This window comes from Pragia fontium (genome assembly GCF_900638655.1).
Lineage (GTDB): Bacteria > Pseudomonadota > Gammaproteobacteria > Enterobacterales > Enterobacteriaceae > Pragia > Pragia fontium.
Genome location: NZ_LR134531.1, coordinates 140,760 through 166,899 on the forward strand (window position 1 = coordinate 140,760; position 26,140 = coordinate 166,899).

General features: G+C 45.9%; 21 protein-coding genes. 14 read left to right on the plus strand and 7 right to left on the minus strand.

Annotated elements, in window-relative coordinates; genetic code table 11:
• Positions 1–219: 219 nt before the first annotated feature.
• The 3 genes from gorA to EL341_RS00540 all read right to left on the minus strand — a co-directional run bounded on the left by gorA (position 220) and on the right by EL341_RS00540 (position 3,318).
• Positions 220–1,572, minus strand: coding sequence for a glutathione-disulfide reductase (gorA, locus tag EL341_RS00530; protein ID WP_074823831.1), 1,353 nt, complete (start codon positions 1,570–1,572; stop codon positions 220–222).
• A gap of 93 nt (positions 1,573–1,665) precedes the next feature.
• The gene (locus EL341_RS00535; protein ID WP_126466761.1) at positions 1,666–2,439 is read right to left on the minus strand and encodes a hypothetical protein; all 774 of its coding nucleotides are present in this window, start codon (positions 2,437–2,439) and stop codon (positions 1,666–1,668) included.
• 36 nt (positions 2,440–2,475) lie between these two features.
• Positions 2,476–3,318: a 23S rRNA (adenine(2030)-N(6))-methyltransferase RlmJ gene (locus EL341_RS00540; RefSeq protein WP_047779572.1), complete on the minus strand. Its 843-nt coding sequence runs from the start codon at positions 3,316–3,318 to the stop codon at positions 2,476–2,478.
• Between the two features lie 397 nt (positions 3,319–3,715).
• Here EL341_RS00540 and prlC point away from each other — a divergent pair, with 397 nt between their 5' ends.
• Both prlC and rsmJ read left to right on the plus strand, forming a co-directional pair.
• Positions 3,716–5,758 (plus strand): oligopeptidase A, encoded by a 2,043-nt coding sequence (gene prlC / locus EL341_RS00545; protein WP_126466763.1) that lies wholly within the window; start codon positions 3,716–3,718, stop codon positions 5,756–5,758.
• A gap of 8 nt (positions 5,759–5,766) precedes the next feature.
• Positions 5,767–6,513: a 16S rRNA (guanine(1516)-N(2))-methyltransferase RsmJ gene (rsmJ, locus tag EL341_RS00550; RefSeq protein WP_047779574.1), complete on the plus strand. Its 747-nt coding sequence runs from the start codon at positions 5,767–5,769 to the stop codon at positions 6,511–6,513.
• 90 nt (positions 6,514–6,603) lie between these two features.
• Here rsmJ and gdhA read toward each other — a convergent pair whose 3' ends face one another.
• The 3 genes from gdhA to pitA all read right to left on the minus strand — a co-directional run bounded on the left by gdhA (position 6,604) and on the right by pitA (position 10,649).
• A complete protein-coding gene (gene gdhA / locus EL341_RS00555) occupies positions 6,604–7,947 on the minus strand; it encodes an NADP-specific glutamate dehydrogenase (protein WP_126466765.1) in 1,344 nt (447 codons plus the stop codon).
• A 493-nt stretch (positions 7,948–8,440) separates the two neighbouring features.
• The gene (gene uspA, locus EL341_RS00560) at positions 8,441–8,872 is read right to left on the minus strand and encodes a universal stress protein UspA (protein WP_047779576.1); all 432 of its coding nucleotides are present in this window, start codon (positions 8,870–8,872) and stop codon (positions 8,441–8,443) included.
• Positions 8,873–9,158: 286 nt separating this feature from the next.
• Positions 9,159–10,649, minus strand: coding sequence for an inorganic phosphate transporter PitA (gene pitA / locus EL341_RS00565; protein WP_074823842.1), 1,491 nt, complete (start codon positions 10,647–10,649; stop codon positions 9,159–9,161).
• 280 nt (positions 10,650–10,929) lie between these two features.
• On the opposite strand from pitA, the gene EL341_RS00570 reads away from it, so the two are divergent.
• The 3 genes from EL341_RS00570 (at position 10,930) to EL341_RS00580 (ending at position 16,093) form a co-directional block, all read left to right on the plus strand.
• A complete protein-coding gene (locus tag EL341_RS00570; protein ID WP_126466767.1) occupies positions 10,930–12,129 on the plus strand; it encodes a BaiN/RdsA family NAD(P)/FAD-dependent oxidoreductase in 1,200 nt (399 codons plus the stop codon).
• Between the two features lie 543 nt (positions 12,130–12,672).
• Positions 12,673–13,965, plus strand: coding sequence for an HlyD family secretion protein (locus EL341_RS00575; protein WP_408634908.1), 1,293 nt, complete (start codon positions 12,673–12,675; stop codon positions 13,963–13,965).
• Positions 13,958–16,093, plus strand: a complete 2,136-nt coding sequence (locus tag EL341_RS00580; RefSeq protein WP_047779580.1) for a peptidase domain-containing ABC transporter — start codon at positions 13,958–13,960, stop codon at positions 16,091–16,093. The genes EL341_RS00575 and EL341_RS00580 overlap by 8 nt, the downstream gene beginning before the upstream one ends.
• A gap of 8 nt (positions 16,094–16,101) precedes the next feature.
• On the opposite strand, the gene EL341_RS00585 is transcribed toward EL341_RS00580, so the two are convergent.
• Positions 16,102–16,368 carry a DksA/TraR family C4-type zinc finger protein gene (locus EL341_RS00585; RefSeq protein WP_047779581.1) on the minus strand — a complete coding sequence of 89 codons (267 nt, stop codon included), beginning with the start codon at positions 16,366–16,368 and terminating at the stop codon, positions 16,102–16,104.
• A gap of 461 nt (positions 16,369–16,829) precedes the next feature.
• Between EL341_RS00585 and EL341_RS00590 the strand changes: the two genes are divergently transcribed.
• The 9 genes from EL341_RS00590 to tatC all read left to right on the plus strand — a co-directional run bounded on the left by EL341_RS00590 (position 16,830) and on the right by tatC (position 26,053).
• Positions 16,830–18,569 (plus strand): sensor histidine kinase, encoded by a 1,740-nt coding sequence (locus EL341_RS00590; RefSeq protein ID WP_047779583.1) that lies wholly within the window; start codon positions 16,830–16,832, stop codon positions 18,567–18,569.
• 516 nt (positions 18,570–19,085) lie between these two features.
• A complete protein-coding gene (locus EL341_RS00595; RefSeq protein ID WP_047779584.1) occupies positions 19,086–19,619 on the plus strand; it encodes a DedA family protein in 534 nt (177 codons plus the stop codon).
• 124 nt (positions 19,620–19,743) lie between these two features.
• Positions 19,744–21,252 carry a DNA recombination protein RmuC gene (rmuC, locus tag EL341_RS00600; RefSeq protein WP_114986045.1) on the plus strand — a complete coding sequence of 503 codons (1,509 nt, stop codon included), beginning with the start codon at positions 19,744–19,746 and terminating at the stop codon, positions 21,250–21,252.
• A 96-nt stretch (positions 21,253–21,348) separates the two neighbouring features.
• On the plus strand, positions 21,349–22,104 hold the full coding sequence (gene ubiE, locus EL341_RS00605; RefSeq protein WP_047779586.1) for a bifunctional demethylmenaquinone methyltransferase/2-methoxy-6-polyprenyl-1,4-benzoquinol methylase UbiE: 756 nt from the start codon (positions 21,349–21,351) through the stop codon (positions 22,102–22,104).
• Positions 22,105–22,116: 12 nt separating this feature from the next.
• Positions 22,117–22,722 (plus strand): ubiquinone biosynthesis protein UbiJ, encoded by a 606-nt coding sequence (gene ubiJ / locus EL341_RS00610; RefSeq protein WP_047779587.1) that lies wholly within the window; start codon positions 22,117–22,119, stop codon positions 22,720–22,722.
• Entirely contained in the window at positions 22,722–24,353 is a 1,632-nt protein-coding gene (gene ubiB, locus EL341_RS00615) for a ubiquinone biosynthesis regulatory protein kinase UbiB (RefSeq protein WP_126466769.1), read from the plus strand. The genes ubiJ and ubiB overlap by 1 nt, the downstream gene beginning before the upstream one ends.
• An 89-nt stretch (positions 24,354–24,442) precedes the next feature.
• Positions 24,443–24,718, plus strand: coding sequence for a twin-arginine translocase subunit TatE (tatE, locus tag EL341_RS00620; protein WP_047779589.1), 276 nt, complete (start codon positions 24,443–24,445; stop codon positions 24,716–24,718).
• A gap of 3 nt (positions 24,719–24,721) precedes the next feature.
• Positions 24,722–25,252: a Sec-independent protein translocase protein TatB gene (gene tatB, locus EL341_RS00625; RefSeq protein ID WP_126466771.1), complete on the plus strand. Its 531-nt coding sequence runs from the start codon at positions 24,722–24,724 to the stop codon at positions 25,250–25,252.
• A 3-nt stretch (positions 25,253–25,255) separates the two neighbouring features.
• Positions 25,256–26,053 carry a Sec-independent protein translocase subunit TatC gene (gene tatC, locus EL341_RS00630; RefSeq protein ID WP_126466773.1) on the plus strand — a complete coding sequence of 266 codons (798 nt, stop codon included), beginning with the start codon at positions 25,256–25,258 and terminating at the stop codon, positions 26,051–26,053.
• Positions 26,054–26,140 lie beyond the last annotated feature (87 nt).

Below are 26,140 nucleotides of genomic sequence, written 5' to 3' on the forward strand. Positions count from 1 at the left end.
TGTTATGACCAAAAGGGGTAAGGGGAGTACTTATCCGCGAAGTTTTATGCCCGCGAAAGTTTCGTCCACTATGTATTGATGGTGGACGAAACTTTCACTGTTATTAAACTCAACTGACAAACATTAGCCAGATCGATTCCTTACCGTAAATCTTCACATAATAAAAAACCCGAATACCTAAACAGTACCCGGGTTTAAGATGACTGATAACCGTTATGCTTAACGCATGGTCACAAACTCTTCCGCAGCGGTTGGGTGGATAGCCACGGTGTTGTCGAAGTCTTTCTTGGTTGCGCCCATTTTAACGGCCACCGCGAAGCCCTGAAGGATTTCATCCATACCAAAGCCAATACCGTGGATACCGACAACTTTTTCCTCTTTACCCGCGCAAACCAGCTTCATGCGGCATGGCTGGCGATGAGAGGTGACTGCGGTATACATCGCGGTAAAAGATGATTTGTACACCTTCACTTGGTCGTCACCGTACTGCTGACGAGCCTGATCTTCCGTCAGACCGATGGTGCCGATAGGTGGATGGCTGAATACCACGGTAGGAATATTGCTGTAGTCCAGATGTTCATCAGGTTTGTTGTTAAACAGACGCTCGGATAAACGGCGGCCTGCGGCAACGGCAACCGGGGTGAGCTCTACTGCGCCGGTGTTATCACCAACAGCATAGATGCCCGCAACGTTAGTATTCTGGAATTTATCAACCGGGATATACCCTTTCTCATTGGTTTTTACGCCAGCAGCGGCCAGATTAATATTATCCGTTGCTGGTTCACGGCCGATAGCCCAAATCAGGCAGTCAGTGGTGTGTTCTGTACCGTCTTCCAGCGCCAGCGTCAGGCTGCCATCTGCATTTTTACTGATGGCTTTTGGTATGGCATGGGTGTGTAACGTAGGGCCTTCTGCTGCCATAACTTCCAGCAAGGTTTCCACAATCATCGGATCAAACGTGCGTAATGGCGCATGTTGACGTACAAACAGATGTGCATCAGCACCCAAACCATTCATTACGCCAGCAATTTCTACCGCGATATAACCTGCACCAACAATGGCAACGCGTTTAGGCATGGCATCCAGTGCGAAGAAACCATCGGAATTGATACCATACTCAGCACCGGGAATTGATGGCACTGAAGGACGACCGCCGGTGGCGATCAGAATATGGTCGGCGGTGATTTTTTCACCATTGACTTCAACGGTATGTGCATCGACAAAACGAGCGAAGCCATGAATGACGTCAACCTTGTTGTTGCCTAATACCCGATCGTAAGACTGATGGATACGATCGATATACGCGGTACGGCTCTCGATGAGTTTCTGCCAGTCGAAATGGTTTACCGTAGTATCAAAGCCATAGTCAGAACCATAAAGATGGATGGCCTCGGCGATTTGTGCCGCATGCCACATCACTTTTTTAGGCACACAGCCAACGTTTACACAGGTTCCACCGAGATATTTAGCTTCGATAATGGCACATTTTTTGCCATAGGATGCTGCACGGTTAATTGAAGCGATGCCGCCGCTACCACCACCGATAGCGATATAGTCGTAATGTTTAGTCATGATAATGCCTACTGCTCTCTGATAGCCTAGAGGGGATTATGAAAGGTTCTCATAACCCGGTGGAGAATAAAAGATCCGTGGTCAGCTGAACGATTACATTTCCGCATAGACTGACTGGCAGGGATCGCTGTTGGTATTTAACCACTGATCGGGGATAGGTACCGATAATGTATCGGACATATCCTGTAAATTTTCACTTAGCCACTCGTTAGCCTGACGCATCAGTTCGAGTTCTTCTTTACTGTTTTTATTGGCATCTATTGCCGGTAAATCATCCAGCTGTTTAGATTCAACCACTTTGCCGTTCTGATACTTTTCATAAGACCAGCGACGGTTGGGGAGGAGTTTGTACTGAGTGCCATCAATCATTTTTTGATGGCGATAGCGAACCGGTACGGCTTTGCCCGCCAGATTATCAAATTTCCAGCCAATAAAATCACCGGGTACCGCAGGATCGGCATAAGTCCAGAAGCTGATGCCGCGACCAAGCTGTACATTCAACTCTGCCGGTGTACCGCCTTCATCAATATATTGCACCTGAACGCTTTGCGGATTGCTGTCTTGAAACCGGGTAATGCTGATTTTTTCGTTCCCTGATTTTACTACCAAGGAACATTGTCTAGCGCCGCTCCAAAACGTGAGTAAGGCTCCATCACCTTTAGGAATCGCGGGTTTGTTTTCAGGCTTACCGGTCGCACTATCTTTGGCTGGAGAATAGGTATAGCCCCGAACTTCAGAAGGTTTTTCACCATAGAAAACCCACTGAGCAATCGGAGATGGGAAGATAAATTGCCAGACCAGCCAGCCGCCCAGAACTACTACGGCGACAGCTGAAAGGCTAATGCCAATCAACTTGTCTTTTTTCATCACAATTCCCAATGATAGCTATTCATAAATGAGCGCTTACTCCGGCGTAATCCAGCTCACTTTGGTATGTCCGATGCCCTCAGGCACTAAGACTTTATGTATCCATGGTAAAACCGCATTCATCTGCTGTTCCAGTTTCCACGGTGGATTAATCACAATCATTCCCGATGCCGTCATGCCACGGCGCTCGTTATCAGGCTGAACTGCCAGCTCAATTTGTAGTATGCGGCGAATGCCGGTTTCTTCCAGTTCTTTGACCATACGTTTGATTTGCTGACGAAGCACCACAGGATACCACAAGGCATAAACTCCGGTAGCGAAGCGTTTGTAACCTTCCTGAATTCCCTGAACCACTGCCTGATAATCGGTTTTCATTTCATATGGAGGATCAATCAAAACCAAACCGCGGCGTGAAGCGGGAGGAAGCTGAGACTTCAGCTGTTGATAACCGTCGGCGCGCAGAACTTTACAGCGCGGATCTTTTAGAAATTCATGGCGCAGCAGAGGGTAATCCGTTGGATGTAGCTCGGTAACGTGCAGGCGGTCATATTCACGCAGCAATTGAGCGGCAATCAGTGGTGAACCGGGATAGTATTTTAGCTGCCCACTCTTATTATAGGCGCGGACCGCGGAAAGATAGGGTTCAAGTTCAGCAGGAATATCATCACGTTGCCAGATACGGGCAATACCTTCCAGATATTCACCGGTTTTTTCCGCGTGTTCGCTACCTAAAAAATAGCGACCGGCTCCGGCATGCGTATCAAGATAAAGAAAAGGTTTCTCTTTTTCTTTCAGCGCTTCAATGATCAGGCTCTGGACCGTGTGTTTCACAACATCGGCATGGTTGCCGGCATGGAAGCTGTGGCGATAACTTAACATAATGTTTTAGACTTTCCTGTGAATAAATTATTCTTAATTAACTGAATTAATTAAAAATTAAGATGATTATCGTCTCAGTGTTATCCGCCAGAGAACCAACTAAAAAGCGTTTGTCCTGAAAACGGGCGGCACGTTGCGTTATGGGGCACAGTATAAACTGTCTGGTTGATAAAAAGTGAAAATCATTGTTGGCTTTATTCTATCAATGGAATTGAAGAAGCCGATAGTGTTGCTGTCAGTATAAGGCTGAGGTTATCCCTTAGTGAGTTAATGGATCGAACCATTGGAGTAAGAAGTAAAGAGAATATCTATTAATAGGATTTGTATCACCAGCCATTGATTTCGACCATAATAGTCCTCATGTTAGTTTTATCGCCAAATTTAAGGACCGTTTTTTATGACTAACCCATTGTTAGCTTTTCAAGGTTTACCACCATTCTCTTCCATTACGCCTGCTGACGTTGTTCCGGCAGTCAAATCAGCGCTGGCGGACTGTCAGGCTGAGGTCGAGAAAGTTGTTGCTCAACCGGGCCCGTTTACCTGGGAAAATCTGTGCCAGCCTCTGGCAGAAGTTGACGATCGGTTAGGCAGAATTTGGTCACCGGTCAGTCATCTGAATTCGGTTAAGAACAGTGCGGAACTGCGTGAGGCTTACGAACAGTCGTTACCGCTGCTGTCTGAATACGGTACTTGGGTTGGTCAGCATAAAGGGTTATATGAGGCTTACCGCAATTTAAGAAACGGTGAAGCGTTTAATCAACTGACTAAAGCACAGAAAAAATCGGTAGAAAATGCGCTGCGTGATTTCGAACTGTCCGGGATTGGTCTGGATGCGGAAAAACAAAAGCGTTATGGCGAAATCGTCTCTCGCCTGTCTGAACTGGGTTCAACCTACAGCAATAATGTGTTGGATGCCACCATGGGCTGGAGCAAATTAATTACCGATAAATCTGAACTGGCAGGTTTGCCGGAGAGCGCGCTAGACGCGGCTCACGAAATGGCAAAAGCCAAAGAACAAGATGGCTGGTTATTAACGCTGGATATGCCAAGTTATTTACCGGTTATGACCTATGCCGATAACCGCGAACTGCGCCACGAAATGTATCAGGCATTTACCACACGTGCTTCCGATCAGGGGCCGAATGCCGGTAAGTGGGATAATAGCGACATCATGGCTGAAACGCTGGCGCTGCGCTACGAGCTGGCTCAATTACTCGGGTTCAACACTTACGCGGATAAATCTCTGGCAACCAAGATGGCGGAAAACCCGCAGCAGGTGCTGGATTTCCTTAACGATCTGGCTAAACGTGCTCGTCATCAGGGGGAGCAGGAGCTGGCGGATTTACGTACCTTTGCCGAGCAGAACTTTGGCAAAACCGAGTTTGAACCTTGGGATGTTAGCTACTACAGCGAAAAACAGAAGCAGCATCTGTATTCCATCAGCGATGAGCAGTTAAGACCGTATTTTCCTGAGCAGCGTGTAGTAGAAGGGCTGTTTGAGGTGGTTAAGCGGGTATTCGGTATTACCGCCAAAGAGCGCAAGGATATAGATGTTTGGCATCCGGAAGTGCGTTTCTTTGAACTGTATGACGCCAGCGGTGAATTACGCGGTAGTTTCTATCTGGACTTATACGCCCGTGAACATAAACGCGGTGGAGCCTGGATGGATGATTGCATTGGCAGCCTGCGTTATGCCGATGGTCATTTACAAAAACCTGTGGCTTATCTGACCTGTAACTTTAACCGTCCGATCGGTGATAAACCGGCGCTGTTTACTCATGATGAAGTGACGACCCTGTTCCATGAATTTGGTCACGGTATTCACCATATGTTGACCAAAATCGATGCGGCGGGCGTATCCGGAATTAATGGCGTACCGTGGGATGCAGTGGAGTTACCGAGCCAGTTCTTGGAAAACTGGTGCTGGCAGCCTGAGGCATTAGCCTTTATCTCTGGTCATTATCAAACCGGCGAGCCGCTGCCTCAGGAGATGCTGGATAAACTTCTGGCGGCTAAAAACTATCAGGCGGCGCTGTTTATTCTGCGTCAACTTGAATTCGGTCTGTTTGATTTCCGTTTGCACTATGAATATCAGCCTTCAGAAGGCGCGAAGATTATGCAAACCTTGGCGGAAGTGAAAAAACTGGTGGCGGTTATGCCTGCGCCATCTTGGGGACGCTTCCCGCATGCCTTTAGCCATATTTTTGCTGGTGGCTATGCCGCTGGCTACTACAGCTACCTGTGGGCAGAAGTTCTGTCTGCGGACGCGTTCTCGCGTTTTGAAGAGGAAGGTATCTTTAACCCGCAAACCGGTCGTTCATTCCTCGATAATATCCTGTCTCAGGGTGGTTCAGATGAGCCTATGACGTTGTTTAAAAACTTCCGTGGCCGTGCGCCTCAGTTGGATGCGATGCTGCGTCATTATGGCATTAAAGGATAACGCTGAGGGTGTCAGTCTATTTAATCTGTGAAACAGGCGCCGATTCCGGCGCCTTATCCGTTTTAGCCGAACGCTGGGGCTTGGTTAGTGATGAGCAGTCGGTGATGGCACTGGTGTTAACGCCGGAACGTCTGGAGCTGCGAAAACGAGATGAGCCTAAGCTAGGGGCGATTTACGTTGATTTTGTTGCCGGAGCAATGGCACACCGGCGCAAGTTTGGCGGTGGTCGCGGTGAGGCAGTGGCTAAAGCGGTTGGCATCAAGGGCAGTTATTTGCCCGATGTGGTTGATGCTACCGCCGGTTTAGGCCGAGACGCGTTTGTATTGGCCTCCGTGGGATGCAAAGTGCGGATGCTGGAGCGCAATCCCGTGGTTGCTGCTTTATTGGATGATGGCTTACAGCGGGCTTATGCGGATGCCGAGATAGGTGGCTGGCTGAAGGAGCGTTTGACGTTGCTGCACGCGTCGAGTTTGACCGCGCTATCAGACATTCAACCAGCGCCTGACGTGGTATATCTGGATCCTATGTTTCCTCACCGGCAAAAAAGCGCACTGGTCAAAAAGGAAATGCGGGTATTCCAGTCATTGGTTGGTGAAGACTTAGATGCGGATGGATTGTTGGAACCAGCTTGTCAGATAGCCAAAAAGCGCGTGGTGGTTAAGCGACCTGATTATGCTCCACCATTGGCAAATCGCCAGCCTCAGGCATCAATCAATACCAAAAATCACCGTTTCGATTTGTACGTCACGCTATAAATCATACCCGTTTAGTTTCCGCGGGTTGATGCGGATCCTGCCATTAAATCTAGCGATAGCGCAGCTTGCACTATCGCCGTCAGCCTATTTTTATAACACGCCTTGACCTAACATGGCATCTGCGACTTTGACAAAGCCGGCAATATTGGCACCGCTGACGTAGTCCGTCTGGGCTTTGTTGCCGCCATAGTTTACGCAAGCCTCATGGATATCATGCATGATGTGCTGTAAGCGTAGATCGACTTTCTCTGCTCTCCAGCTAACGCGACCGGCGTTTTGCGCCATTTCCAGACCGGAAGTGGCTACGCCACCGGCGTTGGCTGCTTTACCTGGTGCAAACAGCACGTTAGCCGCCATTAGCGCTTCGGTTGCATCAATGGTGGTTGGCATGTTGGCCCCTTCAGCGACCGCTTGAACGCCATTTTGAATAAGCAGTTTGGCATCGGCTAACTCTAATTCATTCTGGGTAGCGCAAGGCAGGGCGATATCGGTCGGTACGCCCCATGGACGCTGACCTTCAAGATAGGTTAAACCACGCTCGCTCGCGTAGTCCTTCATGCGGCCATAGCGGCTGTTTTTAATATCGATCAGGTGAGCGAGTTTATCGGTGGTGAAGCCTTCCTCATCAACGATAGAACCGCCGGAGTCGGAAGCGGTAATGACTTTTGCTCCCAGTTCCATAGCCTTCTCAATGGTGTATTGAGCCACGTTACCTGAACCAGAAACCGCAACGCGTTTGCCTTCAAAACCTGAACCATGACGTTTTAGCATGGCTTCAGTGAAATAAACCAGACCATAACCAGTGGCTTCCGGGCGGATAAGACTACCGCCAAACGAAATGCCTTTACCGGTGAAAACACAAGCGGTGTTGTTCGACAGTTTCTTCATCATACCGGCCATATAGCCGACTTCACGACCGCCAACGCCGATATCACCTGCCGGAACATCGGTATCTGAACCTAAATGACGATATAATTCGGTCATTAACGCTTGGCAGAAACGCATGATTTCAGCGTTACTTTTGCCTTTCGGATCGAAATCAGAACCGCCTTTACCGCCGCCCATTGGCAGAGTAGTCAGCGCATTTTTAAAGGTTTGTTCAAATCCCAGAAATTTAAGAATAGACAGGTTTACTGAAGGGTGAAAACGCATACCGCCTTTGAACGGACCAATGGCTGAGCTGAATTGAACCCGCCATGCACGGTTAACTTGAACGATGCCTTGGTCATTCATCCAGGAAACGCGAAATTGAATAACGCGCTCAGGTTCGACTAAACGTTCCAGCAGCCCTAGTTCGGTATAACGCGGGTTTTCCTGTAGGAAAGGCCAAAGGGAAGTAAATACTTCGCGAACGGCCTGCAGAAATTCTGGCTGATGGCCGTCGCGTTTTTGCAGCATGACGAGAAAATCGTCCACAGTGGCATAATGATTCATTGATGTGATTCCTGTTGTCTTTTTTATTTTTTCCACGAAAAAACGCTATTCAGCATGGTGAATATTAGCGGGCTTCATGATCTGTGATGTATGTTCTTTCTGACTATAACACTAAATTATAGTGACAAAGCAAGCCGTTTTTTTAAGAGAATTAATAGAATGAAACGATAGAGGCGGGAATATTAGAATCAATCATTATGCAATTTCAACAATTAATAAATCTAATTCGGATTTAATTCGACCTCTCTAATCTACTGATTTATATTTAAATTATAATTAATAAAATAGACTCGTTACGGATTTTGGCGTGATTGAATCTATAATATTCGAAGAAACCAGTATATTTCTCTTATTCTTAATCACAGATTAGCGCTAATAGTTAGGCGGAGATTTATCTTTTATTGGGGAAGGGCGGAGGAATAATTTATTTCTATTGGTATTTTTATTAAACAAACGTCCGCATAAGCGGACGTTATATTATTTAAGCGAGAAATTATTCTTCGTCTCGCAAAGGAACAATCAGCATATCAATGTGCACGGTATTAATCAGCTGGCGGGCAGAAGACATCAGCTTGCTCCAAAAATCCTGATGATGGCCGCACAGCACAAGATCTATATCATACTTTTTAATTGCATCGACGAGCACTTGGCCGAGGTCGCCGCTACCGCTGAGCGTTTCGGCAATAGGATAACCGGCATTGGTTGCCAATTCGGTCAGTGCATTGTGGGTTTCTTCAGAGATGCGTTTTTGCATGTCACCCATATTGACATCGATTAACCCGGTATACAGATCGGAGTAATTGACATCTACGTGGATCAACGAAACTTTAGCGTTATACGGCCTAGCCATAGACACTGCTTTTTCTACCAGTACGCTGCTTTCCGGAGATAGGTCAACTGCAATCAAAATGTGTTTATATGACATAGGATAACTCCTTCTATAGGATCCGCTAACTTAGTTAAATAATAGCACTAATACGTGTAACTAAAGTGGTATATCGATCACATGATGTAAGCTTTTATCGCCGAATAATCTTGCTCTCGATTCTGGTTAAGCATCATTACCTTAATGACTATAAAATAACGACAGGCTATTGGCTATAGTCCAATTTTATTCAGACCTTAATCATAGTGTGTTATTAGGGCTTCGGGTAATAAAAAACCCGTGGTGTTCATCACACCACGGGTTTTTATTCACCATTGACTGATGATTAGATAAGTTTAAGCGCAATCCAATACAGAGAACCGGACAGCAACACCGCAACAGGTAGGGTTAGCGCCCATGCCAGAAAGATGTTCTTAACCGTTTTGCTCTGCACACCGCCACCGTCAACCAACATGGTACCTGCAACGGCAGAAGACAGAACTTGTGTGGTGGAAACCGGCATGCCGGTATAGCTGGCTACCCCGATGGACAGTGCGGCAGTAATTTGAGCAGAAACGCCTTGGGCGTAGGTCATGCCTTTTTTACCGATCTTTTCACCGATGGTCACCGCAACGCGTCTCCAGCCCACCATGGTGCCTAATGCTAAGGCTAAGGCGACCGAGATAATAATCCAGATAGGTGCATACTCAACGGTGATTAACAGATCTTCACGCAGCTCTTTGATATAGCGCTTATCTTGTGATGACGTTTCCGGTAGCTTGGTGACTTTAGCGGCCGTATCAGCAACGCATAAGAGTAAACGACGCAGTTGGCCACGTTGCTCTGGTGCCAGTTGATCATAGCTGGTTAAACCCGCCAGCATTTGCTGTGAGTGACCAATAGCGACCAAGGCTCGGGAGTTATCGCAGTGATACTCGCTGTTGGAGCTGATCATTGGCAGCGGATCCGCATTGTTTTGCCCAACGATATGAGGAATGGCTTCACGGTGATTTTGATAATACTGCTCAAGGTGGCCAATCGCATCACGAGTACGCGCGATATCATAACCGCTGGCACTCATATCGACGACGAAACCAGCAGGAGCCACGCCAATCAGCACCAACATTAACAAACCAATGCCTTTCTGGCCGTCGTTGGCGCCGTGAGAGAAGCTAACGCCAATCGCGGACAAAATCAGCATGATACGCGTCCAGAATGGCGGTTTACGTTTACCGTCTTTCTTTTCACGTTCTGCTGGTGTTAAGTGAATTCGCTGACGCTTTTTGCTGCCGCTCCAGAAACGACGCAGCATAAAAATCATCGCGCCGGCCAGAATCAGGCCAACTAACGGTGACAAAATCAGCGACAGGAAGATTTGAATCATCTTCGGCAGATTGAGCGCATCGACGATAGATGAATCGGTAACGATAGCGTTAGTCAGGCCGACACCAATGATAGAACCGATTAGCGTATGTGAACTGGAGGCTGGAATACCAAAATACCAGGTTCCCAAGTTCCAAATAATCGCCGCCAATAGGACTGAGAACATCATCGCTAAACCATGGGTTGAGCTGATATTGAGCAGTAAATCAGTGGGAAGTAGATGCACGATCGCATAGGCAACGCTTAGGCCGCCTAGCAAAACGCCCAAAAAGTTGAATACACCCGCCATAACAACAGCAAGCTGTTCACGCATGGCGCGGGTATAAATAACGGTAGCTACTGCGTTGGCTGTATCGTGGAAGCCATTAATTGCTTCGTAAAACAGCACGAACAGTAACGCGAGACCCAGCATTAGGGCAGTATGAAATTCTAGTCCTGCAAATATGTTTAGCATAAACCTTACTGTCAGTAATGGAGGTGGACGGGCGCATTATCAGCACAATTCTCCTGTTGGAAAAGGGGTAATTCACTTTTTTTTTGTTTCTGCAAAGTTGTTTACACTCTTTTACAAATCTAACTAATTGTTATTTAATGAATAAATCGCCATATAAAATTAATATCATTCTGATAATAAAAATGGAATTCTCTGGTAGTAACTGGCGATGAACAATACAATCCGCTCATAAAGTGTAGATTAGCCGTAACAATATCGTCGGCAAATTTCAGAGGTTGGTGTGCTAGAACAAAAAGATGTGGTGATTATAGGTGCCGGAGCAGCAGGATTATTTTGTGCCGCTCAGGCCGGACAGCTAGGTTTGGAAGTGCTGGTTCTCGATAATGGTAAAAAGCCGGGACGGAAGATATTGATGTCCGGTGGCGGGCGCTGTAATTTTACCAATATGTACACCGATCATGGCGCTTATCTCTCTGATAACCCACATTTTTGTAAGTCAGCATTAGCGCGTTATACCCAGTGGGATTTTATTGATTTGGTTAGCCGACACGGTATTGACTACCATGAAAAAACCTTGGGTCAGCTTTTTTGTGATAATTCAGCACAGGATATTATTGATTTACTGCTGAAAGAGTGCGAACAAGGTGGCGTTGAGCTGCGCATGCGTAGCGAAGTATTGAGCGTAGAACCCAACGAACGGGGTTTTCTGCTTCAACTGCCAGCGGGCGATATTCAGGCCAAATCGTTGGTAATAGCCAGCGGCGGTTTGTCTATGCCCGGATTAGGCGCGACCCCTTTCGGCTATAAAATTGCACAGCAATTTGGCATCAAGGTGTTACCGACCCGCGCTGGCTTGGTTCCTTTTACGCTGCATAAGCCTTTGCTGGAGATGCTGAATGTGTTATCGGGAATCGCGACACCGATAACCGTGACGGCCAATAATGGCACCAGCTTTAAGGAAAGCCTGTTATTTACTCACCGTGGGCTTTCTGGCCCGGCAATCTTGCAAATTTCCAGTTACTGGCAGGCCGGTGAAACGATAGCCATCAATTTGTTTCCTGAATTAGATATCGACGGCTTTCTGAACAGCGAACGGCTGGAGCATCCAAATCAAAGCCTGAAGAATAGTTTAGCTCGTCATTTGCCCAAGCGATTAGTGGAGTGCTTGCAAACGTTGAATATTGTTCCTGATGTGACGCTAAAGCAGCTTTCAGTGCCACAACAACAGCGGTTAATTGAGGAACTCCAAAACTGGCAAATACAGCCTAATGGCACGGAAGGTTATCGGACTGCTGAGGTGACATTAGGGGGAATAGACACCAAAGCCTTGTCATCCAAGACCATGGAATCGAATCAGGTTCCCGGCCTCTATTTTATTGGTGAGGTGGTTGATGTCACTGGTTGGTTGGGGGGATATAACTTTCAATGGGCGTGGAGTTCTGCCTGGGCTTGTGCGCAGGCGTTGGCTCAGCTGGAGTAGCGTGCTCGTGCCACGGGTCCCTTGTTTTTACGTTATTCCGAGGCTTGATTATCTAATATCATTTTTGCAGGTTGTTTGTTTACTACGACAAGTAGATGAATACCAAAATATAAAATAATGTTTGGATAATTTAGTCTCTCGCTTCTGATAAATTCATCATTGGATACTCTGATTTTATATAAGCCTGCCACCTGATCTATTGATGCATCACAGAAAGGTTATCGAATAATATACGCTGGCTCTTGCTCTTTAAACGGAAATAAATAGCAATAAACACTGATTGGTTAAGGCTATATTTATTAATTTTATTCATAGGGTGACTGTGTCCGTTCTTTATTGTTGTGCATATAACTTCAATCTGTTCATAGAATATCTCAATAAATCATAAAATTATTAATTAACATCAATATAATAATAGGGTTATCTCTATCGTGATATGCTTTTTGCTTAATTCAGGCGCGCTAATACAACAAATAACGTTTAAAAATTTAAACAGTGAGTGCTGACGGTATGCCTCTCAGGGAATCACGTAGTTAACGGATGATGAATAGAAAACGTATTTTCCGCCAAGAGGCGATAAATAATCAAAGGCAACAGTGGGTAGGTAAAGTCTTGTTGCTATCCGGCATTCCACCATGGTTAATATCATTACTATCAACGCTGTTTATTTTGGCTTTGTTTTGTTCTCTCTATTTTTTTCACTATACCCGAAGAATAGATGTAGAAGGCGAGATTATTACTATTCCCCATTCCATCAACGTTTATTCTCCCCAGCAAGGCTATATTATCAAGACCTATATAAAAGTAGGGGATATGGTTAATAAGGGCGATCCGCTGTATGAAATCGATGTCTCTCGTACCACTAATTTAGGCAATGTGAGCGCCGGGACAAAAACCTTAATTAAAAGCCAAATTGAAAATATCGACGCAATAACCGTCAAGCTGGAAGGAAATAAACAAACAACAATAGCCAGTTTACAAAGTCAGTTGGAACAGTACCTTTCATCCCATAAAGAAACCGAGAAGCTGATTGCCAGTGCCAGAGAAGGCGTGGAGAAAATGCGTCAGGGCATGGTTAATTATGAAAGGTATCTACGCAGTGGCTTGATTAATAAAGATCAGTTGAATAATCAGTCTTATCTCTTTTATCAGCAGCAAAATGCCTATCAGGGATTGAAAAGTCAGGGCATTCAAGAGGATCTGCGGATCTCTGAATTGAGAAGCCAGATATTAACGCAGTCTGCCGACTTTGATAATCAGATCTTACAGAATGAGTATCAGCGTAACGATCTACAGCGCAAAATGATCGAATCGGATGCCGGAGACACCATTATTATCAGTGCTCAATCATCAGGTCAGGTTGAATCATTAAGCGTGACCATCGGGCAGATGGTCAATGCGGGTAGCAGCCTGGCTCAGGTTAGCCCAACCCAAAATAAACAATATTACTTGCTGCTCTGGCTACCTAATAACAGTCTGCCTTACATCAAAAATGGCGATGGAATTAATATTCGCTACGATGCGTTTCCGTCTGAAAAGTTTGGCCAGTTTCCCGGTCAAATCGATACCATCTCCTATATACCGGCATCCCGCGAGGAATTAGCCCTGTATACCAGTAGTCCGGTTAAAAATCCTAATGAACCTACAGAAAACTTCTATAAGGTTTTGGTTGCCATCAAAGACACCAGCTTTAGTGACAAAGGAAAGCAGATGCAGCTCTCTAGCGGACTGAAAGCCAGAGCCATCGTGTTTCTGGATAAAAGACCGCTTTATGAATGGATGTTTATTCCTTTTTACGGCATCAAAAATAGTGTGGTTGGACCGATAAATGAATAACTCTCTATTCGAGTACATCAATAAGCGACTCAGCTTTAGTTTATGTAAAAAGGTACCGCAAATATTACAAACGGAATCATCCGAATGTGGACTTGCCTGTTTGGCTATGGTGTCCGGGTATTATGGTCTGAATATTGATTTATTTAATTTACGCCAGCAGTTTGGTATTTCGACTCAGGGAGCCACCCTTAACCTGATTAATCAAATAGCGGCTGAACTGGGGTTAAAAACCCGGTCGTTGGCGCTGGATATTGATGAAATCAAACAGCTAAAAAGGCCCTGTATATTACACTGGAATATGAACCACTTCGTGGTATTGGTGGCGGTCAGAAGGTCATCATTTATTATTCACGATCCGGCTTTTGGTCGACGCGTTATCGGGATTCAGGAGTTATCAAACAGCTTTACCGGCGTGGCGCTTGAACTATGGCCGGACAATAAATTTGAGAAGAAAACCCAAACCACTCGGGTGAAGTTGATCGAGCTGTTAAAAAACATAGCCGGTTTGAAAGGGGCGTTAACTAAAATATTTTTCCTGTCGGTGGTGGTTGAGGCAATCAATCTATTGCTACCGGTCGGTACTCAGTTGGTGACCGACCATGTTATTCAAGCCAGAGATCATAGCTTGCTGTCGGTTATCTGTATTGGCCTGCTGCTCTTTCTACTATTTCGAACCTTTGTCAGTATGATTCGCGCCTGGATATCATTGGTTATTGGGACATTAATTGATATCCAATGGAAAAGTTCTCTGTTCGATCATCTGATGAAATTGCCGCTGGAGTTTTTTGAGAAAAGAAAGCTGGGGGATATTCAATCTCGTTTCGGTTCCCTTGATTCAATCAGAAGTACCTTTACCAACAGTCTGGTGGGGGGAATGATTGATAGCATCATGGTTGTTGGTCTGATTACGATGATGTCGTTTTATGGCGGCTGGTTGGTTTGGGTGGTTATCGGCTTTACCGTAGTGTACTCCATTTTGCGTTTTGCGACCTATAACTATTACCGGCAGCTATCTGAAGAACAGATCGTGAAAGGAGCCAAATCTAGCTCTCATTTTATGGAAACCCTGTATGGTATTTCAACGATAAAAGCGCTGGGTATCGATAAAAAACGGTCTAACTTTTGGTTGAATCTGAATATTGATAAAGCCAACTCCAATATAAAACTCACTCGTTTTGATATGCTGTTTTCCGGTATCAATACTTTTCTGTCGACGCTCGATCAAATTACCATGCTTTGGTTAGGTGCATTGATGGTGATTGAGAATAGTATGACGCTGGGGATGTTTATGGCGTTTAATGCTTATCGCGGCCAGTTTTCCGATCGTTCCAGCAATTTGATTAACCTAATAATGCAGCTCAGAATGTTGTCTCTGCACAATGAGCGTATTTCCGATATTGTGTTCACCGAAGCGGAGAAAGAGATGCCGGAACGGCAGGTTTTCCAGACCGGTGAGGCGATCCCTTTCGAAATTAGAAACCTGTCTTTTCAGTATGACTCCTTATCCAAGCCGATATTTGAAGATTTCAACCTAAAGGTGGAACCTGGTGAAAGCGTGGCTATTGTTGGGCAGTCCGGTGTAGGGAAGACCACTTTGCTTAAGGTCATGTCTGGCCTGTTAAATCCCGTCTGCGGTGAGATATTCATTGGTGGACTGGATATTCATAAGATTGGTTTGAATAACTATAGAAATGCTATCTCCTGCGTCTTACAAGAGGATAAGCTGTTTTCTGGTTCGATAGCCGATAACATTTCTGGCTTTGACCTGCAATTAGATCGAGAGCTGCTGATTGATTGTGCAGTGTATAGCAATATACATGAAGAAATCATGAGTATGTCGATGGGATATGAGACGTTAATTGGTGAACTGGGTACCGGTCTGTCTGGCGGACAAAAGCAGCGGTTATTTATTGCCAGAGCGCTTTACCGCAAACCTAATATTATCTTTATGGACGAAGCCACCAGCCATTTGGATTTAGATAACGAAGCGTTTATCAATAATTCCATATCGCAGCTTAATATTACCCGTATTATTGTTGCCCACCGTCCTTCGACCATTGCTTCCGCTGATAGGGTGGTGACTTTGGGCAATAGCATGATGGATACAGAGCCCTTAGAAGGGGAATAGTGCCGGTATTATCTTAGCTGACTGTCTTTACTTCCCCGGCGGTTATAGCCAGCTTGCGGCAGGCTTTTCTTATCCAGTTGATTCTGGCAGGCAAGGCAATATCTGACGCCCGGTAGCGCCTGGCGTCTTGCTTCCGCAATGGGTTCTCCGCACTCGGCACAGTGAGTTGCGCTTTCGCCATGATTAAGCTGCGAGCGGGCTTTGGCCACCGCATCAGAAATGGTGCTGTCAATTTGATCCTGAACCGCCCCGTCAGCCGCCCATCCACTTGCCATGATAAAACCTCCTACAGAGCTGATGGTGGAAATGATGATGTGCTCTTATTAATACTATGGAGGCTATTTATTGGCATGCAAGAATTATGGTTATTTATTCATCTAATATGGATTTAATTTATTGATATTTAAAAACAAATAAAATAATTCGATTTTTATCCAAATTTTGATAAAAAAGAGCTTTACAGATGGTATTGATAATGATTATTATTTACATGTTTTCAAGGGGCGGTCATTCATGCCCACCTCGGGAAAGCACGACATTGCTCACATTGCTTCCAGTGTTTATTTTAGCCAGCCTTGCGCTGGCTTTTTTTTATTCCGGTTTTGAACGTCCGTCGCTGATTCGATTGAAACAGGGCATTGCTATCGCTAAATGTGGGAAATTTGCTGGAATATAGGCGGATAGTGGTAGAATAGCGGCGGTATTACGCCATCAGCAACCCAGAGAAACATTCGTCATGGACATCAAACAGATCGACCTCATTTTTTCGTTATTACAGCAAATGTGCGTCTATTTGGTGATTGCTTATCTGTTAAGTAAAACCCCGCTGTTTATTCCATTGATGCAGATTACTATTCGTTTACCTCACAAATTACTGTGTTACTTCACCTTTTCCATGTTCTGTATTATGGGCACCTATTTTGGTTTGCAAATCGATGACTCGATTGCCAATACTCGAGCGATGGGAGCGGTATTAGGGGGAGTGCTGGGTGGGCCGTCTGTCGGCTTCTTTGTTGGTTTGACCGGGGGGATACATCGTTATTCTCTTGGCGGGATGACCGCCATGGCATGTATGCTGTCAACCATCGTTGAAGGATTGGTTGGCGGATTACTGCACCGTTATCTGGTTCGCCATAATCGCATGGATTTACTGTTTCAGCCTTTAACGGTGGGCGCTATTACGCTGTTTGCCGAAGCCCTGCAAATGCTGATTATTTTATTAGTTGCCCGGCCATTCTCTCAGGCTTTGCATTTGGTTAATGATATTGCTTTACCCATGATGATTGCTAATACCGTAGGGGCGGCAATGTTTATGCGCATTTTGCTGGATCGGCGGGCAATTTTTGAAAAATATACCACCGCCTTTTCAGCTAAAGCCTTGCAGATAGCAGCCCGCTCGGAGGGGGTATTAAGGCAGGGCTTTGACCAGAAAAACAGTATGCGGGTGGCGCGAATACTGTATGAGGAATTAGGCGTTGGCGCGGTTGCGATCACCGATCGTGAGAAACTGCTGGCCTTTATCGGCATTGGTGACGATCACCATTTAGCGGGTGCGCCGATCACTTCACACCATACCCATAAAGCGATTGAAAACAATCAGGTGGTGTATGCGGATGGTAACGAAGTGCATTATGCCTGTTCAATCACGCCTAATTGTAAGTTAGGTTCGACGTTGGTTATCCCCTTACGCGGAGCGGAACGAACGGTTATTGGTACCATTAAACTCTATGAGCCAAAGACCCGTTTGTTTTCATCCATTAATCGCACTCTGGGAGAAGGGATTGCCCATTTGCTATCGGCACAGATTCTGACTGGTACGCTGGATCAGCAAAAACAATTGTTATCCCAGTCGGAAATAAAATTGCTGCATGCACAGGTTAATCCCCACTTTCTGTTTAATACATTGAATACGTTGTCGGCAGTGATTCGAAAAGACCCTGGTCACGCTCGACGGCTGGTTCTTTCGTTATCTACCTTCTTTCGTAAGAACCTGAAGCGTAGCAATGATGTGGTTAGCCTAAGTGATGAGTTGGAGCATATTAACGCCTATTTGGAAATAGAGAAGGCGCGCTTTGCTGACCGATTAACCGTTGAAATTGATATTCCTGATGTTTTATTACCTTTATCTCTACCGGCATTTTCACTACAGCCGATTGTAGAAAATGCCATTAAGCATGGGACTTCCCAGATGTTGACGACAGGGTGTATCACGATTAAAGGCCATCATGAAGTTTCAGATATGGCTCATCAGTCATTGGTTCTGACGGTAGAAGATAATGCCGGACTTTACCAGCCTCGCCCCAATGGCGATGGATTAGGGATGAGTCTGGTCGACCGGCGCATCAAAGGCCGATATGGCTATGATTACGGTATCAAGGTTGAAAGTGAGTTTGAGAGTTTCACCAGAGTCGTGATTCGGGTACCTATTATTACCGCCGGAAATGATGAGCTTTTTGAAAGTCGCCCAACCGCTTAAGTAACATTTTTGACCGCTTAACGGGCTAAGCAACCGCTTATATATAATTAACTGTATCGTTTTTTACAAACGGGTATGGTGGTGCTCTGGAAACTCTCCCTGGGAGTGGCAGCATAAAGTTAATGGTTACTGCTGATCGGTGGAATAGCTATTCCACGCCTGATGAAAAGGTATCGATATGTAGACCTCTATCGTGCTGTCGGCATTGCTTTTTGCCATCCTGTTTTTTCTGCTCCGTTAAAATATCGCTATCCTTTACATCATCAAGATGAAAGGGCTATCGATGGGAATGTAACGGCTAATGCTTAATCCTATATAAGTTAGTCGGTCTTCGAGTGGTAAAGCCGGGCAATATGCCCGGCTTTTTTATGGTTCTTAAGTAAAGTATCAGTGAGCTTTTGCTATTTTTTATTATTGCGGGGCGTTTTAATCCTACAATGTATAAAAATCAAAAGAGTATTGATTTTAGCGTGGGTTCTCTTGCTAAATGTATCAATTGCACGGGGGAACATTAGCATGACACTTGACCATATCATTAGCCTTACCATGAATTTTGTCCGTAACCATCAAGTATGGGGGCCACCAATTGTCTTTTTTTTGGCATTTGGCGAATCCATTGCTTTCCTCTCCCTATTAATTCCGGCCACGGTGATCTTGATTGGCATCGGTGCGATTATCGGTGAAAGTGGTATTACTTTTTGGCCCCTGTGGGTGGCGGCTTCAGCCGGTGCATTTTTTGGCGATTGGATTTCCTACTGGTTTGGTCGGCACTACAAAGAAAAGGTGGCGGAAATGTGGCCGTTATCGCGCAATCCGCAGATGCTGGTGCGCGGCCAGCACTTTTTTGATCGTTGGGGAACCGTTGGGGTCTTTATCGGGCGTTTCTTTGGTCCGTTGCGTGCAACCGTCCCTTTGGTGGCCGGCATCTGTGATATGCCCTCCAAGCCGTTTCAAGCAGTTAACCTCTCTTCGGCAATTCTATGGGGTTTTCTGATGTTAGCGCCCGGCGCCTTTGGTTTGCAGTGGATCACCCATTATTTGAGTTTTTAAACCGGACTTGTTTGATGATTATGCGAACAGTCAGGCAAAGCGCGATAAAACGGTCTGGACATTTATACAGTATTCTCTTACTTTTAACGCTTATTGAATAGCAACGCCAACATCCGGAGGCGCGGTGGATAGCAGCTTAATAATGATTATGGCCGCAGGTGTCGCAGGGCTAATCGTGGGCGGACTGGTTTCGGTGCTTTATAGCCAACGGCATAATCTGCAACAGGAAAGCCAAATTACATTATTAAAGTCTCAGCTTGATCAAGCCTGGTCTGAGAATGATGAGCTAGTGGCTGAGCGACAAAAACAGCGTCAGGAACTCCAACAGGGGCAACTGGAACAGCGTGATACGCTTGCTCGTTTAGCCGCGCTACAGGAAAAGTCGCAGCAGCAGCTATTGTGGCATGAAGAGTGTGAACGTTTAAATCAGGAACTACGTAGTCTGCAAGGCATTAATAATGCATTGGAAGTTGAACTACGTGAAATGTCGACCCGCCTTGAAGAAACGCGTTTTGCCGCAGAAGAAAAACAGCGCCTGCTGATTAACAGTGAGCAGCGTTTAACCGTGCAGTTTGAAAATTTAGCTAACCGCATTTTTGACCAAAGCGGCCGCAAGGTTGACGAGCAAAATAGACAAAGTTTGGATCGACTATTGGTTCCTTTGTGTGAGCAACTGGACGGGTTTCGCCGTCAGGTTCAGGATAGCTATGGGCAGGAAGCGCGGGAGCGTCATACCTTGACCCATGAGATTCGCAATTTGCAGCAGTTGAATGCCCAAATGGCTCGCGAAGCCCTGAACTTAACCAAAGCCTTGAAAGGGGATAATAAAACCCAAGGTAACTGGGGCGAAGTGGTGCTCAGTCGGGTGCTTGAAGCATCGGGGCTGCGTGAAGGCTACGAATATCGGACCCAAGTGAATATTCGTGGCGAAGAGGGAAATCGGCAACAGCCGGACGTGATTGTTAATCTTCCACAGGGAAAAGATGTGGTTATTGACGCTAAAATGTCGCTGGTGAGCTACGAGCGTTATTTTAACAGTGAAGATGAGCAAGAACGGGCCCAAGCGATTAATGAACACGTTGCCTCTGTCCGATCGCATATTCGCCTGCTGGGGCGTAAAGACTATCAGCAACTGCCAGGATTACGCTCTTTAGATTATGTGTTGATGTTTATTCCGGTAGAACCGGCATTTTTATTGGCTATCGATCGCCAGCCAGAATTAATCAGCGAAGCGCTACAGCAAAATATTATGTTAGTGAGTCCGACGACGCTATTAGTGGCGTTGAGAACGATCAGTAACTTATGGCGTTATGAACATCAGAGCCAGAACGCTCAGCAAATTGCCGATCGCGCTGCGCGGCTTTATGACAAACTAAGACTGTTTATTGATGATATGATGTCACTCGGCCTTAGTTTGGATAAGGCCCATGATAATTACCGGCAGGCGATGAATAAGCTATCTCAAGGAAGGGGTAACGTTATCGGTCAAGTGGAGGGCTTCCGCGCGTTAGGGGTTGAAGTCAAACGGCCGATAAATCCGACGATATCGGAGCCAGCTGTCGCTGAATCGTTATCAGAAATACCGAATAATATTACCTTGTCAGAGCATTCTGCTGATATTCCCAAAGAATAGCAAAAAAGAGTTAGTGGGTGGGTATGTTTCAAGGGGTTTCTGGTAAACTGAGCCGATTTTAATTCTTATTACCAACTATTGAACCAGGCTATAAAAATGATGAAGGATTCGCAGGAAACAACACATTTTGGTTTCCGCACGATCGAAAAAGATGAAAAAGTGGCGATGGTTGCGGAAGTTTTCCACTCTGTGGCGTCTAAATATGATTTGATGAACGATCTAATGTCATTTGGTATCCATCGTATATGGAAGCGTTTTACTATTGATTGCAGCGCCGTTCGTGAAGGGCAAAAAGTGCTCGATTTAGCCGGTGGTACCGGTGACCTGACGGCTAAGTTTTCGCGTTTAGTTGGCGAAAAAGGCGAAGTGGTACTGGCTGACATTAACGATTCTATGCTGAAAATGGGGCGTTCTAAACTGCGTGACATGGGCATTGTTGGTAATGTGAACTATGTACAAGCGAATGCTGAAGCGTTGCCTTTCCCGGATGATTACTTTGATTGCATTACCATTTCCTTTGGACTGCGTAATGTCACCGATAAAGATAAAGCCTTAAGATCGATGTTCCGAGTCTTAAAGCCAGGCGGTCGCCTACTGGTATTAGAGTTTTCTAAGCCGGTGGTTAAGCTACTGAATACCGCTTATGACGCATACTCTTTCCACGTATTACCGAAAATCGGTGAAATGATCACCCGCGATGCGGATAGCTATCGCTATTTGGCCGAGTCTATCCGTATGCATCCCGATCAGGATACCTTAAAAGGGATGATGGAAGAGGCGGGTTTTGACAATGTTAACTACTTTAACCTGACCGGCGGTATTGTCGCATTGCACCGTGGTTTTAAGTTTTAACAAAGGATTGCTATGTTGTTTGTTCCCTTGATTGCCGGCGTGATTGAGACTTCGCTTAACAGTTTGCTCTTTCGCGATCGCAGTATGCAGTCGGTTAGCCACAGGCTGGCAGGTAAGACGTTAAAGTTGAGTCTGCAAGAGCTGTCGACGTCTTTGACGCTGGTGTTTAGCATTAATCATATTGATGTTGTCAGTCAGTGGGAACAACCGGCTGATTGTACTCTGCTCACTCGCTTGCCGATTCTGTTTTCTCTGCGCGATCGCCAGCGCCTTTCGGCGCTGCTTCGAGACGGAGAGGTGGTGGTTGATGGTGATATGCAGGTCATACAGCAGTTTGTCACGCTTATCGATCTCGCTGAATGGGATCCCGCTGAGTGGCTGTCACCGTATATTGGTGATGTTGCAGCAGAGACGCTAAGCCAAGGGGTTCAGTCCGGTGTTCGAAAAATTCAGCAATGGACTCATCACCAACAGGATTATCTGGCTCAGGCAGTGACTGAAGAATGGCGTTTGGCTCCGAGCAAGTTGGAAGTGCTGCACTTTAGCGATCAAGCGGAAATGTTAAATCAACAGGTCGAATCTCTGGCCAAAAGAATAGAGAAGCTGGAGAAAGCCTGATGACCCCGTCTGAATTATTTCGTCTGTATGCCATTATTCGCGTTTTCCTGACCCATGGTCTGGATGAGTTAATCCCTAAGATGCGCTTAACCTGGCCGCTGAGAATGTGGTGCCGCTCACTGTTCTGGATGAAAAATAAATACCCGGATAAACCATTAGGCGAACGTTTGCGCTTGGCATTACAGTCTTTAGGCCCGGTATGGATTAAGTTTGGCCAGATGATGTCTACGCGCCGAGACCTTTTTCCACCGGTGATTGCAGACCAATTAGCGCTATTGCAGGATCAGGTTGCACCGTTTGACGGTGAACTGGCTCGTCAGCAGATCGAAACCGCGATGGGCGGTAAGCTGGAGCAGTGGTTTGATGATTTTGAACCACAAGCTTTGGCGTCGGCTTCTATTGCTCAGGTACATACCGCCGTGCTTAAAAGCAACGGCCGGGAAGTGGTGCTGAAAGTGATTCGCCCGGATATCAAACCGGTTATGGAAGCGGATATCCGCCTGATGTATCGCATTGCTGGCTGGGTGCCGAAACTGTTGCCCGATGGCCGCCGTCTGCGCCCGCGTGAAGTAGTACGTGAGTATGAAAAGACCCTGTTAGACGAGTTAAATCTGCTGCGTGAAGCGGCGAATACCATCCAACTGCGCCGTAATTTTGATGGCAGCCCGATGCTTTATGTGCCTGAAATTTTCACCGATTATTGTCGTGAAAACGTGCTGGTAATGGAGCGTATTTATGGCATTCCGGTATCGGATATTGAAGCGCTGGAAGCTAACGGCACCAACATGAAAATGTTGGCTGAACGCGGTGTTCAGGTGTTTTTTACGCAGGTATTCCGCGACAGCTTTTTCCATGCGGATATGCATCCCGGCAATATTTTTGTTAGCTATTCCACCCCTGAAAATCCACAATATATCGGTATCGACTGTGGTATCGTCGGTTCCCTAAGTAAAGATGATAAACGCTATTTAGCCGAGAATTTCATCGCCTTCTTTAACCGGGATTACCGTAAAGTTGCTGAACTACACGTGGATTCAGGCTGGGTACCGCCGGATACTAACGTTGAAGATTTTGAGTTTGCTATCCGTACCGTATGTGAACCTATTTTTGAAAAACCGCTGGAGGAGATATCCTTTGGTCACGTGCTGTTGAATCTGTTTAATACCGCTCGTCGGTTTAATATGGAGGTTCAGCCACAGCTGGTTCTGCTACAAAAAACGTTGCTGTATATCGAAGGTCTGGGGCGTCAGCTGTACCCGCAGTTAGATCTGTGGACCACCGCGAAACCGTTCCTTGAATCATGGATGCGCGATCAGGTTGGTATTCCTGCGCTATTCCGTACCCTGAAGGAAAAAGCGCCTTACTGGATAGAAAAATTACCGGAATTACCGGAATTGTTTTATGACAGTTTGCGGCAGCACAAAGAATTACAGAGCAGTATTGATAAACTGAGAACTCAGCTTTATACCCGACAGGGGAAGCAAAATCAGTCACGTTACCTTTTTGGGGTAGGTGCTACACTGTTGGTAAGTGCTACAATTTTGTTCGTTAGCCATATTCCCGTTTGGCCAGCATGTTTGGCTGGTGCCGGAATCGCTTCTTGGCTGATTGGCTGGATTAAAGCGGCTTAAACAAATTTATTACTACAGCTTGATGAAACTGCCGTATACTTGTCGGCGATCACAAAATTAACCCGCTATCTAATGAAGAGGCATATCACATGGGTGGAATTAGCATTTGGCAATTACTGATTATTGTAGCGATTGTCGTATTGTTGTTTGGAACGAAGAAGCTACGTACCCTCGGTTCCGATCTTGGCGCATCCGTCAAAGGCTTCAAGAAAGCCATGAGCGACGATGAGACCACTTCTGCAAACACTGCAAATAAAGAAGAAACTCAGAAAGACGCTGATTTTGAAGTGAAATCTATTCCAGAGCAGCAACAGCCTGAAGCTAAAGCTGAAGAACAAAAGAGTCAGAATAAAGAGCAGGTATAATCCGTGTTCGATATTGGATTTGGTGAAATTGTACTGGTATTGATCATCGGACTGATTGTTCTCGGCCCGGAGCGGTTACCGGTAGCGGTAAGAACGGTGACTGGCTGGATTAGAGCAATGCGTTCTCTGGCTTCATCGGTACAAAATGAGCTTACTCAGGAACTGAAGCTACAAGAGCTAAAAGAAAGCCTGAAGAAAGCTGAACAAGCGGGTCTGCAAAATTTGTCTCCGGAGCTTAAGGCTTCTATGGATGAATTAAAAGAGATGGCCAGCGGGATGAAACGCAACATCCAAAGCGATCTTAATAGTGCTGCTGAGTCTTTTGACAAGCCACCATCTTCCTCTCCAGACTCCGCAGCATCAGTGACTGATACGGCAGATAAGATAGCTAATGATACCGTGGCGAATAACAGCAAAGTACCTCCTGTTAACGCTGTTGCAGACGTTACTGCACCGACTGTTGATGTGGCCGTTAAGCCAGTACAACCGGAATCGGTCTCCGTACCCTCTAATAAACCTGATAGCGAAAAATAATCCATGGCAGTAGAAGATACCCAACCGCTTATCAGCCATTTGATTGAATTACGTTCCCGCCTGTTACGTTCGATGGTGTGTATCATCACGATTTTTCTGGCGCTGCTCTATTTTTCAAATGATATTTATCACATGGTGTCGGCACCATTGATGGATCAATTGCCGAAAGGCGCAAGCATGATTGCTACTGATGTGGCATCGCCATTTCTGACGCCTATCAAGCTAACGTTAATTGTGTCGGTCTTTATCTCTGCACCATATATTCTGTATCAAGTATGGTCGTTTATTGCGCCAGCGCTGTATAAGCACGAACGTCGTTTGATGATGCCCCTGTTGTTCTCCAGTACGGGGTTGTTCTATCTGGGAATGGCCTTTGCTTATTTCGTGGTCTTTCCGCTGGCGTTTGGCTTCTTTGTCAAAACGGCACCGGAAGGGATATTGATTTCCACCGATATCAATAATTACCTGAACTTTGTGATGGCGCTATTTTTTGCTTTTGGCGTATCGTTTGAAGTACCCGTTGCCATTATCCTGCTGTGTTGGAGTGGGGTCACTACGCCAGATGACTTGAAGAAAAAGCGTCCTTATATCATCGTCGGCGCTTTTGTGGTCGGGATGTTATTAACGCCACCGGATGTGTTCTCACAGACGTTATTGGCGATACCCATGTGCATCCTGTTTGAGATCGGCGTGTTCTTTGCCCGCTTCTACGTTGGTAAAGGCCGTAAAAAACAGAGCGATCAGGATGACGATGATGATGAAACTCGCTCGGATGAAGGTGACGAAAAGCCTTCAGCCTGATGGGTAATCCATAATTCTGATTTAAGCCGCCTTTCCTGGCGGCTTATGTTTTTATATAACACCAAAGGATAGCGGTGTTTTATCAGC